This window comes from Streptomyces sp. R41, assembly GCF_041053055.1.
Lineage (GTDB): Bacteria > Actinomycetota > Actinomycetes > Streptomycetales > Streptomycetaceae > Streptomyces.
On record NZ_CP163443.1, the window covers coordinates 3481963 to 3495052 of the forward strand.

The window sequence follows — 13090 nt, forward strand, 5'->3', positions numbered from 1 at the left end:
AATGGAACTGAACAGACGCACGGTCATCGCAGGGGCCGCGGCCGCGGGCATCGCCGCGACCACGCTCGGGGGAACGGCACACGCCACGGGAGGCAGGAAGCCGGTGAAGGAGCTCTTCGGCAAGCTCGCCGACGGGACGAAGGTCTACCGCTGGTCGCTGGAGAACGGCGGCACGCGCCTGAAGGTCCTGTCCTGGGGCGGCGTCGTCCAATCCCTGGAGATCCCGGACCGGCACGGCCGCTACAAGAACGTCTCCCTGGGCTTCGACAACATCGAGGACTACGTCGCGAAGACCCCGTACTTCGGCGCGCTCATCGGCCGCTACGGCAACCGCATCGCCAAGGGGCAGTTCACTCTCGACGGCAAGAGCTACCAGCTGTCCGTCAACGACGGCGTGAACAGTCTGCACGGCGGTTCCCAGGGCTTCGACAAGCACGTCTGGGACGTGGAGGGCTTCACCTCCGGCTCCGACGTCGGCCTCGTCCTGCACTACACCAGCGTCGACGGCGAGATGGGCTACCCCGGCACGCTCAAGGCGAAGGTCACCTACACCCTCACCCGGCACGGCGACTGGCGCATCGACTACGAGGCCACCACCGACAAGGCCACCGTCGTCAACCTCACCAGCCATGTCTACTGGAACCTGGCGGGCGAGGGCAGCGGCTCGATCTACGACCACGAGCTGAAGATCGCCGCCTCCCGCTACACCCCCGTCGACTCGGGCCTGATCCCCACCGGTGAGCTGGCCAAGGTCGCGGGCACCCCCTTCGACTTCCGCCACACCAAGACGGTCGGCGAGGACATCCGGGTCGCCAACCAGCAGCTGCTGTACGGCAAGGGCATCGACCACAACTGGGTGCTCGACAAGGGCATCACGGCGAAGCCCGAGCACATCGCCACCCTGCGCGATCCGTCCTCCGGCCGCACCCTGAAGATCGCCACCGACCAGCCGGGCCTGCAGTTCTACTCGGGCAACTTCCTGGACGGCACGCTCGTCGGCACCGGTGGCCACATCTACCGGCAGGGCGACGCGCTGTGCCTGGAGACGCAGCACTTCCCGGACTCGCCGAACCAGCCGAAGTTCCCTTCGACGGTCCTGCGGCCGGGCGAGACGTACCGCAGCACGACGGTGCACTCGTTCAGCGCCTGAGGCCCTTGACGGCTTCGCGGGGGCCCCGGTTGCGCCGGGAAGCGAACCCACACTGAATTCACACGAGTTGAACAGCGCCACCTCCGTATCCGTATGAGAGGGCGGCCCGTGCTCCCCCGCACGGGCCACCCAAAGACGGAGGGCCCGTCCTCCCCCGCGGGCCCGCCCTATACGGAGGTTCCATGGCCGGCAATGTCACCTCGCTCTTTCGCGGCACTGCGGCGCACAGCCCGTCCATGGCCGCGCTGACGCGGGAGGGTGACGGGGCCGGTCCGGTGGACTTCTGCATCCCGTGCAATCCGTACTTTCCGACGCCCGCGATGTTCGACGAGCTGGCCGGCCGGCTGCGCGAGATCATCACGTACTACCCGAGCAGCGCCGACACCATCACCGCCGAGCTGTGCTCGCTGCTCCAGCTCCCGCCGCAGTGCGTCGCGATGGGCAACGGCTCGACCGAACTCATCACCTGGATCGACCACTTGCTGGTCCGGGAGTCCCTGGCGATACCCGTGCCCACCTTCGGCCGCTGGACCGATCAGCCGATGGAGACCGGCAAGCGGGTCGACATGTTCCCGCTCCAGGAGTCCACCGGATTCGCCCTGGACCTCGCCAAGTACGCCCAGTTCATCCGCGCCCGTGGCACGCGTGTCGCCGTCATCTGCAACCCGAACAACCCCGACGGCGGCTTCCTCCCCCGCCAGTCGGTCATCCAGTTCATGGACGCGATGGCTGACCTGGACCTGATCGTCATCGACGAGTCGTTCCTGGAGTTCGCCGACGCCGAGTCCGAACCGAGCGTGGTCGAGGACGCGGTGATGCGGCCCAACGTCATCGTGCTGCGCAGCCTCGGCAAGAACTTCGGCCTGCACGGCATCCGCTTCGGCTATCTCGTCGCCAACCCGGCCCTCGCCGGCAAGGTCCGCTCCATGCTGCCCAAGTGGAATCTCAACTCCTTCGCCGAGACCGTGGTGTTCATGCTCAAGGAGCACGGCCAGGAGTACATGCAGAGCCTGCACATGGTCCGCCGCGACCGGCTCGACATGGCCCAGCAGCTCTCCCAGCTGCCCGGCCTGACGGTCTACCCGTCGCAGGGCAACTTCCTCTTCGTGCGCCTCCCCGTGGGCGCCGAAGGCACCGTGGTCCGGGACCGGCTGCTGACCGAGCACCGGATCCTGGTCCGCGAGTGCGGCAACAAGATCGGTTCGTCCAGCCGCTTCCTGAGACTCGTGGTGCGCCCCCAGGTGGACGTGCGTCGCCTGGTGTCCGGCCTGGAGCAGGTGCTCTACGGGACCAGGAGGGGAGCCGCCGTGCCCGAGCTGAGCACAGGGACCAGCTACAGCTCGGGCACGGCGGCGGTTGACCGCCTGGTCAGCGCCACGAACGGGGCGGGCATGCAGGGCCTGGCCGCGCAGGCGAACGCGTGGCCGGGGCCCGCGCCGGCACAGCCCGGGCCGATGCCGAGCCTGCCCGCCGCGCAGCCCGCGGCGGTGGCGAACTTCCCTGCCCCGCAACAGCCGGCGGCCGTGTCGAACTTCCCCTCCCCGCAGCAGCCCGCGGCGGTGTCGAACTTCCCGTCCCCCGCTTCGCAGCCCGCCGCCCCGCAGCCCACCGCCTGGCCGGCACCGGCCGCGGCGCAGGCGCCCGGGGCGATGCCCGGCCTGGCACCGGGCTCGGCACCAGCGCCCGCGATGCCCGCCGCGGCCCAGGCCCCAGGACTCCAGCCCGTCGCCCAGACCGGGATGCCCGGCATGACGAACGCCGCCTCGCTGGGCGCCCAGGGAGGCCTGACGGCCGCCCAGGTCCGGGGCCGCACCCAGCCGGAACCACAGCCCCAGCCACAGCAGCCCACCGGCTGGCCGGCCGTGGGCGCCATGCTGTACGGCCAGGCGGGTTAGGGCCTGTCTTTCGGATCACGCCGACTTCGGGTTACGGCGCCTCACAACTGCCGGTGAGCGGAGCTTCGTGCGTGCAGCTGCAAGGCGGAGGAGGGAGTCGACGCGGAGCGTCGCCGACCGACGACAACGCCGCAGATGTGAGTGCCAAGCCCCGCGGCCCAGGCGTGATCCGAAAGACAGGCCCTAGGCGGGTTCAGTACGCCACGGGCCACCCACTGCTCCAGTTCAGCAGGTTGATGCCGAGCTTGGGTGTCCCGCTGTCGTTGCCGTCGTAGTAGTGGTAGACGATCAGGTCGCCGTCCGAGTCGGCCATGATGGACTGGCCGCCGGGCCCGATGACGCTGCCGTGCGACTCCAGGACCGGGGTGCCGCCGCTGTTGAGCATGGCGACCCCGCTCTGGTCGTAGTACGGCCCGGTCACGCTCGTCGCCCGGCCCACCTTGACCTTGTACGTGGAGCTGGTGCCCTGGCAGCAGACGTCGTACGAGGCGAACAGGTAGTAGTAGCCGTTGCGCTTGACGATGTACGGCGCCTCGACGGCCTTCGTGCCGGTCGGGCGGGAAGCGATCGAGTACCGCGTCGTGTTGCTCGCGAGCTGCTTCCCGGTGGACGGATCGATCTGGATCATCTTGATGCCGGTCCACCAACTGCCGAACGACAGCCACCACTTGCCGTCGTCGTCCACGAAGAGGTTCGGGTCGATGGCGTTGTAGTCGCTGGCGGTGGTGGAGGTGTAGACGGTCCCGTAGTCGGTCCAGGAGCCGGGCAGCCCGGTCGTCGAACCGGCGAGCCCGATGGCGGACTTGTTGGACCCGAAGGTCGAGACGGCGTAGTACATCAAGTACTTCCCGCCATGGTACGAGATGTCGGGCGCCCAGGCCTCGGTGGCGTACGTCGACCACCAGCCGGGTTTGGTGGTGAACGCGTCGCTGCCCGCCGTGAACGCGATCCGGTCGGTTGAGGTCTTGTAGCTCAGGCCGCCACCGGTGGCGTACAGCAGATACCGCCCCGCCGAGGTGCGGATCATCGTCGGGTCGTGCACGACGACGGAACCGGTGACGGTGCCGGGGTTGGGGTACGCCGACGCGGTGGTCGGGATCAGGGCGAGAAGGACGGCCGCCGGGACGGCGAGCAGTGCCGTTCTGCGGGAGGTGCGGCTCATACGGACCCTCCTGTTCGAAATGCTGAACGCAGGTCAGGACCTCGAACGGGACCGTAGAATCGAAGCGCTTGCGAGTCAACGCTTCTCACACCGAACTCCCGTCACACACCTGTGATTACGGCCCTGGAGGCCGCCAGCTTCCCCTTGTCTCACAAGCAACTTGACGTCTCGTCACTTTGCAGAACTGACAGCTCGCCAACAGCATCCCCTCCTACGGTGCCGTGTCCATGACAGACACTTCAGATGCCCCGATCGGGCGCCGCACCGTACTGATCGCCTCGGGCGCCACGGCCGCCGTGCTCGCCGTGGGCGCCGCAGCTCCTGAAGCCCCCACAGCCGACGCGGCGGACGCGAGCCCCGCCGCCGCGGCGGCCGTCTGCACCCTCACGAAGGAGATGACCGAAGGCCCCTACTACCTCGACGGGCAGCTCGTCCGCTCCGACATCACCGAAGGCAAGGCGGGCGCCCCCCTCAAGCTGGCGCTGACCGTGGTCGACGACGACACCTGCGCCCCGATCGCCAACGCCCTCGTCGAGATCTGGCACTGCGACGCGCTCGGCGAGTACTCCGGGTTCGTCGGCAACAACGGCCACGCCGAACCGGACGACGGCACCTTCCTGCGGGGCGGCGTGCTGACGAACTCCAGCGGCGTCGCGAACATCACCACGATCTACCCCGGCTGGTACCGAGGCCGCTGCGTGCACATCCACGTCAAGGTGCACACGGGTGTGACCCTCACCTCCGACGGCTCCCTCACCGGCGGCCAGGAACTCCACACGGGCCAGCTGTTCTTCAGCGAAACGGTCACGACCGCCGTCGCCAAGGTCTCCCCGTACTCCACCAACACCGTCACCCGCACCACCCTCGCCCAGGACTCCATCTACGACGACGGAGGCGCCGCCTCCGGCCTCCTCACCCTGACGGCCCTGGGCAGCTCCGCCTCCTCCGGCTACACGGGCACCCTGACACTCGGCGTCGAACAGAGCTGATCCACAGACCCTCCCCCCACGGAGAAAGGGGCGGCCCGCATCGACGCGGGCCGCCCCGCTCCGCACCCGGCCCCGGTTCCTCGGCGCGCGTTCGAAGACCGCGTGAAGAGTCCTGGTGATTAAGGTCGCGCCCACGGGCACGGCATGATCGACCGGCGAGGAGAAACATCAGATGGTGAAGGTGTGGCGTTTAGGAGTCTCGCTCATCGCGGCCGGTGCGGCGATCGTCGGCGTAGCCACCAGCGCGCAGGCGTACTCCGGGTTCACGGCCGAGAAGTACAACCAGATCCAGTTCGGTATGACGAAGGACCAGGTCTGGGCGATAGGCGGCGGCGCACAGGCGTGTGAGACCGGTGGGCTCGTCGGGGACAACGCCATCCTGTGCTGGGCCGAGTCGGGCGACTACGTGCCGTACGGCGGCTTCAGCTTCAACGCGGACGGGAAGCTGTACAACAAGCGGAGCGAGCTCCTGTTCAAGGCGAAGACGCCGTCCATCAGGCTCGCTCAGTACAACCGGACGACGCTGGGCATGACCGAGGCACAGGTGTGGTCGGTCGTCCCGAAGGACTCGTGCGTGGCGCAGCAGGAGACCTACCCCAACTGGCCGGCCACGAACGGCCACGCGGTGGAGTACTACTGCCCCTCCGCGACCGGCCGGTTCCCGCCGAGCGCGTACCTCACGTTCACCGACGGCACGCTGACCTACCGCCACCAGCGCAGCCTCACCTGACGCGCCGAGTCCCTACACCGCCACGGGCTGCCGCTCCTCGACCGCCGGCTCCGCCTCCTTCTCCTTGCGGTAGGCGCGGATCGAGTACGTCAGGGCGGCGGCCCACAGCGCGTACAGGAGGACGTAGACCGGGGTGCTGAGCCCCGCGGACGCGCCGACCCAGTCGCTCCCCAGGAGCGTACGGACGTTGGTGACGATGATGACGCCGCCGACCGCGGAGCCCAGCACGCGCGGCGGGACCAGGCGGACCAGCCAGGCGGCGACGGGCGCGGCGACCAGGCCGCCGAGCAGGAAGGCGAGCACCCAGCCCCAGTTCAGGCCCTGGGAGCCGAGCGAGAAGAGGAAGCCGAGACTCGCGGCGACGGCGACCAGGAACTCGCTGGTGTCGACCGAGCCGATCACCTTGCGGGGCTCCAGACGCCCGCTGGCCAGGAGCGCCGGGGTGCCGACCGGGCCCCAGCCGCCTCCGCCGGTGGCGTCGAGGAAGCCTGCCACCAGGCCGAGCGGGGCCAGGAACCGCTTGCGCAGAGGCTTGCCCAATTGGCCCTTGGGCATGCCGCGGAAGGTGAAGCGGGACATGACGTACAGGCCGAGCCCGAGCAGGATCAGCGACATGGCCGGCTCGGCGACCTCCGTCGAGAGCTTGGAGAGGACCGTCGCGCCCAGGAAGGAGCCGACCGCGCCCGGCACGCCGATCTTGGCGACGACCTTCCAGTCCACGTTCCCGAAGCGCCAGTGCGAGGCGCCGGACATCAGCGTGGTGCCGATCTCGGCGAAGTGGACCGTGGCCGAGGCGGCGGCCGGGTTGGTGCCCATGGCGAGCAGCAGCGTGGTCGACGTCACGCCGTACGCCATGCCGAGGCTGCCGTCCACCAGCTGGGCGCCGAGGCCCGCGAGGGCGAGCAGTATCAGCGTGCGCATGCGGAGGACCGTCCCGTCGTTGCCCGGCTTTCCTACCGGTTCGGCAGGGATGAACGGGAGGTGACGCTAGGTGCTGAAACTGAGGGCAGCCTGAGGACGCGATGAGGATCGTTCACAGGCGGCCGGCCCAGGCCTAGGGCCTGTCTGACAATTCCCGTCTGCCCCGCGACGCCATGCACGCACTCTCGCCGCCCCGGGCGCAGACCCAAGTACGTTCGCGTACACCGGCCCCGCGGAACCGCTGCTGCCGCTGTGGGTCGCGGCCCGCGCCAACGTACGGAAGATCCTCGAGGGCGAGCTGGGTGGGCCGTTCGCCGCGTACGGAGACGATCGGGCCGTCCACCGTACGGATGACATCCGCGACGGTGATCGCGTCGGGGGCGCGTGCGAGCCGGTAGCCGCCACTGCCGCCGCGCCGGAGATCGCCGAGGATTCCCTCCAGGAACTTGTGGGGAATGTCCTGCGCGGCGGCGATGGCCTCCGCCTTCGCCGGGCCGCCGGCCTGCCGTACGGCGAGCTCCAGTACCGCCCGTACCGCGTAATCCGCCCGCGCCGAGATCCTCATATGACCATTGTGGGAGGTTTCGCTGTGGACAATGGCCGCACCCTCCGCCAAGTTCTCGGCTTGGCTCGAACAGGGGGGACCCTCATCGCTGTCCTCGGGAGGACCCCGCATGGTGTTGAGCAGACGTACCTTCAGCGCAATCGCCGGCACCGCCGCGCTCGGCCTCTCGCTGAGCGGCAGCGGGAGCGATGAGGCGTGCGCCGCCGGAAGGGCGCCCGTCGCTCCCACCGGGCCCGCGCCCGGGCGGCCCGCGGCCGACCGCAAGGCGCACACCGTCGGCTTCGACCGCTATTCGATGCTGATCGACGGCAAGCGCCTCGTGCTCTGGTCCGGCGAGGTCCACCCCTTCCGTCTGCCGAGCCCCTCGCTGTGGCGGGACGTGCTGGAGAAGCTGCGCGCCCACGGCTACAACACGATCAGCGTCTATGTGTCGTGGAACTACCACTCCCCCGCGCCGGGGAAGTACGACTTCACCGGCGTCCGCGACCTCGACCTGTTCCTGCGCACGGCCGCCGAGACCGGCCTGTACGTCATCCTGCGGCCGGGCCCGTACATCAACGCCGAGGTCGACGCGGGCGGCTTCCCCGGCTGGCTGACCGTCACCAAGGGCACGGCCCGCACCTCCGACCCGACCTATCTGAAGTACGTCGACGAGTGGCTGACCGCCGTCGACCGGATCGCCGCGAAGCACCTCTACACCAAGGGCGGCGGCACGATCGTCCTCTATCAGCTGGAGAACGAGTACGCGGACAACGTCGACAGCCCCCTCGGCCGCGACTACATGACCCACCTCTACACCAAGGTCCGTGCGGACGGCATCGACGTGCCGCTCTTCCACAACGACAAGGGCAGGAACGGGTACTGGGCCCCGGGGACCTTCGACACGGGCAGGGAGAAGGGCCGTTACCTGTACGGCTTCGACGGCTATCCGTCGCCCTTCGCGACCCCGCCCGACTGGGGCTACTTCGGCATCGGCGGTACGAAGGGCGGCTCGACCGCGAGTCCGGAAACCCCGGGGCTCATCGCCGAGTTCGGGGGTGGCTGGTTCGACCCGTGGGGCGGCGCGGAGTTCGACGGCAAGGGGTACGCGGAGTCGCGCCGGACCCGCGACGCGGCGTACGAGCGGCGCTTCTACCTCACCAACCTCGCCAACGGCATCAAGGTCCACAACGTCTACATGACCTTCGGCGGCACGTCCTGGGGCTGGCTGCCCGCGCCGATCGTCTACACCTCGTACGACTACGGTGCCGCCCTCGACGAGGCCCGGCAGCCCACCGCGAAACTGATCCCGATGCACCAGATCGGGCAGCTCCTGCACTCCGTGCCCGACCTGGCGAAGCTGGACCGCGCCGAGGACATCACGGTCGACGGGGACGGGATCAAGGCATACCACCTCGTCAATCCGGACACGAAGGCGCACTTCTACGTGCTGCGCAATGACAGCTCCGCCGGGGTGGTCGCCTCCGTGCCGCTCGCCGGAACGACCGCCGACGTGCCCGTCCCCGGTCTCGACGCCCGGTTGCTCGCCACCGGAATCGCCCTCGGAAGGCGGAAGCTGAGGTACTCCACCGCCCAACCGATGCTCTGGCTGAACGCCGGGCGCCAGGACATCGCCGTGCTCACGGGCTGCGCGGGCGAATCGACGCAGACCGCGCTGGAGTGCGCGAGCGAGCCGACGGTCACCGTGCTGGCGGGGAACGCGGGGCACACGTACGCCGACGGGGTCCTGCGGGTGGACGCACAACTCGGCGGTATCACACGGGTGTTGGTGAAGGGCGGCGGTGCCTCGACACCTCTCCTGCTGCTGCTCGCCGACGACGAGACCTCCGGACGGCTGTGGCGGTACGACACCCCGTCCGGCCCGGTGCTGGTGCACGGCCCCGCACTCGTGCGCACCGCCGTCCTGCGCGGCGCCACCGTCCATCTCACCGGGGACACGGTCGAGGCGGCGGACCTTGAGGTCTGGGGGCCGCGTGGAATGAGTGAAGTCATCTGGAACCAGGGCACGTTGAAGGCGAAGGCCACCAAGTCCGGCAGCCTGCGGGCCGAGCAGCTGCTGCCCGGTGTGCCCGGCGTCCGGCTCCCCGCGCTGGCCAACTGGCGCCGGTCCGCCGAGAACCCGGAGTCCGCCGCCGACTATGACGACTCCGGCTGGAAGGTCGCGAACAAGAAGTCCTCGTACAGCGTCACCCCCGTACCCGCCGGGCAGCCCGTGCTGTTCGCCGACGACTACGGCTACCACTACGGCGATGTCTGGTACCGGGGCCACTTCACGGACGCGGCCGGCGCGGATTCCGTGTCCCTCTCCTACATCTCGGGCGCGCAGGGCCTGCTGATGGCGTGGCTGGACGGGAAGCCGCTGGGTACGCATCGGATGCCGGTGCCGGACAAGAAGACGGTCAGGCAGGGGACCTGGTCGGCCACGGCGACGTTCCCCGTCCCCGAGAAGACGGGGCCGCGCGTGTTGTCCGTCCTCGTGCGCCGTATGCAGCACGACGAGGACGGGGCCGCGAAGGACACCCACAAGGTGGCCCGGGGCCTGACGGCTGTGACCTTCAAAGGGGCCTCTCCGGCGGCCACTTGGCGGATCCAGGGCGAGGTGGCCCCGGACCCGGTGCGCGGGCCGGTCAACAACGGGGGTCTGTACGGGGAGCGGCACGGCTGGCATCTGCCCGGGTTCGCGGACAGCGGCTGGAAGGTCGTCGACTTCCCGCGCGCCGAGCGGCGGCAGGGTGTCACCTGGTACCGCACCGGCTTCCGGCTCGCCGTCGACGCGAGGGTGGACGCCTCGATCGGGCTCACGCTCACCGACGACCCGGCCCGCGCCTACCGCGTGCAGATCTTCCTGAACGGCTGGAACATGGGCCAGTACATCAATGATGTGGGCCCCCAGCACACCTTCGTGCTGCCGAACGGACTGCTCCGCACACGGGGGCTCAACACACTTGCCCTCGCGGTGCTGTCCGACGGGACCACACCGGCGGGCCCGGGCGAGGTGAAGCTGACACTGCTGGGCAGCGCGGCCGGAGGAGTGCCGGTGACACTGGTCGCCTCCCCCGGCCGTACCCACAAGAGCTAGCTCAGCCGGATCACGTTCCACGACAGCGGCTCCAGGACGGCGCTCAGCGTGCCGTCCTGGAGGGTGGTCCCCTCGACCGGGTGCGGGGTGACCCGCTCCTGGTCGTCGAGGGTGTTGGTGGCGTCCGGGTCGGCGTCCGCGAGCGCGCTGTGCTCGACGACCGTCGTCAGCCCCAGCCGGTTCAGGGCGACTTCGAGCGGCAGCGACTCGCTCTGGCTGCGGTTGACGGCGAAGACGGTGACCGAGCCGTCCTCCGCGCGCACGGCGGTGGCGTGCAGCAGGTCCGCCTCGCCGTACTTCTTCGTCTCGTACGTCGGCGAGTCCACCCGTACGTCGAGGACCTGGCCGCGCCCGTACTTCGAGGCCTGCGCGAACGGGAAGAACGTCGTCTGCCGCCAGGCCGGGCCGCCCGGCTCCGTCATGATCGGCGCGATGACGTTGACGAGCTGGGCGAGGCAAGCCACTGTCACCCGGTCCGCGTGCCGCAGCAGCGCGATGAGCAGGGAGCCGAAGACGACGGCGTCCGTGACGGAGTAGACGTCCTCCAGGATGCGCGGGGCCTCCTGCCAGTCCTCGACCGGGTGCGGGTTGGGCCGGCTCTGGTACCAGACGTTCCACTCGTCGAAGGAGAGGTTGATCTTCTTCTTCGACTTCAGGCGGGCGCCCACGTGGTCGCAGGTCGCCACCACGTTCTCGATGAAGGACTCCGTGTCGACGGCGGAGGCGAGGAAGGAGTCCCGGTCGCCGTCGGTCTCCTCGTAGTAGGCGTGCAGGGAGATGTGGTCGACGAGGTCGTACGTCTCCTGGAGAACGGTCGCCTCCCACTCGGCGAAGGTCGGCATCCCCTGCCCGGAGGAGCCGCACGCGACGAGTTCGAGGTCCGGCTCGATCTGCCGCATCGCACGGGCGGTCTCGGCGGCGAGCCGGCCGTACTCCTCGGCGGTCTTGTGGCCGGTCTGCCAGGGGCCGTCCATCTCGTTGCCGAGGCACCACAGCTTGATTCCGAACGGGTCCTTGTCGCCGTGCGCCACGCGCAGGTCCGAACGGGCGGTCCCGGAAGGGTGATTGGCGTACTCCTGGAGCGCCAGGGCCTCGGCGACGCCGCGCGTGCCGAGGTTGATGGCCATCATCGGCTCGGCCTGCGGACCGACCTTCTTCAGGAAGGCGATGTACTCGGACAGGCCGAAGCGGTTGGTCTCCGTGGAGCGCCAGGCCAGGTCGAGACGGCGGGGGCGGTCCTCGGCCGGGCCCACCGAGTCCTCCCAGTTGTAGCCGGAGACGAAGTTGCCGCCGGGGTAGCGGATCGTGGTGACGCCGAGTTCGCGGACCAGGTCCAGTACGTCCGTGCGGAGGCCCGTCTCGTCGGCCGAGGAGTGGCCGGGCTCGAAGATGCCTGTGTAGACGCAGCGGCCGAGGTGTTCGACGAAGGATCCGAAGAGTCGTGGGTCGACCTTGCCTACGGTGAAGGCGGGGTCGAGGGCGAAGCGGGCGGTGCGCATGGTTTCCTTTCGGGCGCGATGTGTTGGGGGGTGGCTTGTGTTCGTCGGCGGGTGCGGGTGGTCTTGTGCTGAGCGCGCCCACGCGGCGGAGCCGCACGGTGTCACAGCCCCGCGCCCCTAGACCACGCTCGGCCAGCCGTTCTTCTTCCAGGCCAGCCTGTTGAGCCCCAGCTTTGGTGTGCCGTTGTCGTCCGCGTCGTAGTAGTGGTACGCCAGCCAGTCCTGGCCTCGATCGCGGAACACCGACTCGCCGCCGGTGCCGATGTAGCGGCCGTGTCCGGCCAGCAGCAGGTCACCGCCGCCCTCCAGCAGGGGTGTGCCATCGCTGTCGACGTACGGGCCGGTGACGCTCGTGGAACGGCCGACCTTGATCTTGTACGTGGAGTTCACGCCCGCGCAGCAGGCGTCGTACGAGGCGAAGAGGTAGTAATAACGGCCGTGTTTGACCACGTACGGGCCCTCGACCGCGTACGGGGCGTCCGGGCGGGTCGCCAGGTGGTGGACGGTGGTGCCCTCGACGGCCTTGCCGGTGCTCGGGTCCAGTTCGACCATGCGGACGCCGGTCCAGTACGAGCCGAACGCCATCCACAGCTTGCCGTCGGCGCGGATCACGGCCGGGTCGATGGCGTTCCAGGCGTCGGTCGTCTCGGAGGTGAAGACCTTGCCGTGGTCGGTCCAGGTGCCGGGCAGGCCGGTCGGGGACGTGGCGACGCCGACCGCGGAGTGGTTGGTGCCCCAGGAGGAGACGGCGTAGTAGAGCCAGTAGCGGCCGTCGCGGTACGAGATGTCCGGTGCCCAGGGGTCGCCGGTCGAGTTGTACTCGTACCACCAGCTCGGGGGCGTGGCGAAGGCGTTGCCCGCGTCGTCCCACTGGACGCGGTCCTTGGAGAGGCGGGCGCCGATGATGCCGCCGGTGGAGTAGGCCACGTATCCGCCGGACTTGAGGTGGATGACCGTGGGATCGTGGATGATCTGCTGGCCGGTGAGCGGGATGGGGTCGGGGTAGTCGGCGGCTTGCGCGGTGGTGGGCAGGAGGGCGAGGAGGGCGGCGGCGAGGACCGTCGCGAATCTGTAGCGCTTCAACTGCGTCTCCGGTTTCG

10 protein-coding genes are annotated in these 13090 nt (G+C 69.4%); 5 read left to right on the forward strand and 5 right to left on the reverse strand.

What is annotated here, in order from left to right:
• Window position 1 precedes the first annotated feature (1 nt).
• Both AB5J53_RS16245 and AB5J53_RS16250 read left to right on the forward strand, forming a co-directional pair.
• Window positions 2-1150: an aldose epimerase family protein gene (locus AB5J53_RS16245; protein ID WP_369246367.1), complete on the forward strand. Its 1149-nt coding sequence runs from the start codon at window positions 2-4 to the stop codon at window positions 1148-1150.
• 182 nt (window positions 1151-1332) lie between these two features.
• Complete coding sequence (locus AB5J53_RS16250) at window positions 1333-3045, forward strand: histidinol-phosphate transaminase (protein ID WP_369246368.1); 1713 nt, start codon at window positions 1333-1335, stop codon at window positions 3043-3045.
• Window positions 3046-3238: 193 nt separating this feature from the next.
• On the opposite strand, the gene AB5J53_RS16255 is transcribed toward AB5J53_RS16250, so the two are convergent.
• On the reverse strand, window positions 3239-4207 hold the full coding sequence (locus tag AB5J53_RS16255; protein WP_369246369.1) for an arabinan endo-1,5-alpha-L-arabinosidase: 969 nt from the start codon (window positions 4205-4207) through the stop codon (window positions 3239-3241).
• Between the two features lie 227 nt (window positions 4208-4434).
• On the opposite strand from AB5J53_RS16255, the gene AB5J53_RS16260 reads away from it, so the two are divergent.
• Entirely contained in the window at window positions 4435-5196 is a 762-nt protein-coding gene (locus AB5J53_RS16260; protein WP_369246370.1) for an intradiol ring-cleavage dioxygenase, read from the forward strand.
• A gap of 172 nt (window positions 5197-5368) precedes the next feature.
• Window positions 5369-5926 (forward strand): BLIP family protein, encoded by a 558-nt coding sequence (locus AB5J53_RS16265; RefSeq protein ID WP_369246371.1) that lies wholly within the window; start codon window positions 5369-5371, stop codon window positions 5924-5926.
• Between the two features lie 12 nt (window positions 5927-5938).
• Here AB5J53_RS16265 and AB5J53_RS16270 read toward each other — a convergent pair whose 3' ends face one another.
• Both AB5J53_RS16270 and AB5J53_RS16275 read right to left on the reverse strand, forming a co-directional pair.
• The gene (locus tag AB5J53_RS16270) at window positions 5939-6847 is read right to left on the reverse strand and encodes a sulfite exporter TauE/SafE family protein (RefSeq protein WP_369246372.1); all 909 of its coding nucleotides are present in this window, start codon (window positions 6845-6847) and stop codon (window positions 5939-5941) included.
• A 133-nt stretch (window positions 6848-6980) separates the two neighbouring features.
• Window positions 6981-7412, reverse strand: coding sequence for an Rrf2 family transcriptional regulator (locus AB5J53_RS16275; RefSeq protein WP_369246373.1), 432 nt, complete (start codon window positions 7410-7412; stop codon window positions 6981-6983).
• 109 nt (window positions 7413-7521) lie between these two features.
• On the opposite strand from AB5J53_RS16275, the gene AB5J53_RS16280 reads away from it, so the two are divergent.
• A complete protein-coding gene (locus tag AB5J53_RS16280) occupies window positions 7522-10491 on the forward strand; it encodes a beta-galactosidase (RefSeq protein ID WP_369246374.1) in 2970 nt (989 codons plus the stop codon).
• Here AB5J53_RS16280 and AB5J53_RS16285 read toward each other — a convergent pair.
• Both AB5J53_RS16285 and AB5J53_RS16290 read right to left on the reverse strand, forming a co-directional pair.
• Window positions 10488-11990, reverse strand: a complete 1503-nt coding sequence (locus AB5J53_RS16285) for an alpha-N-arabinofuranosidase (protein ID WP_369246375.1) — start codon at window positions 11988-11990, stop codon at window positions 10488-10490. The genes AB5J53_RS16280 and AB5J53_RS16285 overlap by 4 nt on opposite strands.
• A 117-nt stretch (window positions 11991-12107) precedes the next feature.
• Window positions 12108-13073, reverse strand: coding sequence for an arabinan endo-1,5-alpha-L-arabinosidase (locus AB5J53_RS16290; RefSeq protein ID WP_369246376.1), 966 nt, complete (start codon window positions 13071-13073; stop codon window positions 12108-12110).
• Between the last annotated feature and the right edge of the window lie 17 nt (window positions 13074-13090).

Coding starts and splice junctions, on each gene's coding strand:
- AB5J53_RS16245 (WP_369246367.1), top strand. CDS start 2: ATGGAACTGAACAGACGCACGGTCATCGCAGGGGCCGCGGCCGCGGGC.
- AB5J53_RS16250 (WP_369246368.1), top strand. CDS start 1,333: ATGGCCGGCAATGTCACCTCGCTCTTTCGCGGCACTGCGGCGCACAGC.
- AB5J53_RS16255 (WP_369246369.1), bottom strand. CDS start 4,207: ATGAGCCGCACCTCCCGCAGAACGGCACTGCTCGCCGTCCCGGCGGCC.
- AB5J53_RS16260 (WP_369246370.1), top strand. CDS start 4,435: ATGACAGACACTTCAGATGCCCCGATCGGGCGCCGCACCGTACTGATC.
- AB5J53_RS16265 (WP_369246371.1), top strand. CDS start 5,369: ATGGTGAAGGTGTGGCGTTTAGGAGTCTCGCTCATCGCGGCCGGTGCG.
- AB5J53_RS16270 (WP_369246372.1), bottom strand. CDS start 6,847: ATGCGCACGCTGATACTGCTCGCCCTCGCGGGCCTCGGCGCCCAGCTG.
- AB5J53_RS16275 (WP_369246373.1), bottom strand. CDS start 7,412: ATGAGGATCTCGGCGCGGGCGGATTACGCGGTACGGGCGGTACTGGAG.
- AB5J53_RS16280 (WP_369246374.1), top strand. CDS start 7,522: ATGGTGTTGAGCAGACGTACCTTCAGCGCAATCGCCGGCACCGCCGCG.
- AB5J53_RS16285 (WP_369246375.1), bottom strand. CDS start 11,990: ATGCGCACCGCCCGCTTCGCCCTCGACCCCGCCTTCACCGTAGGCAAG.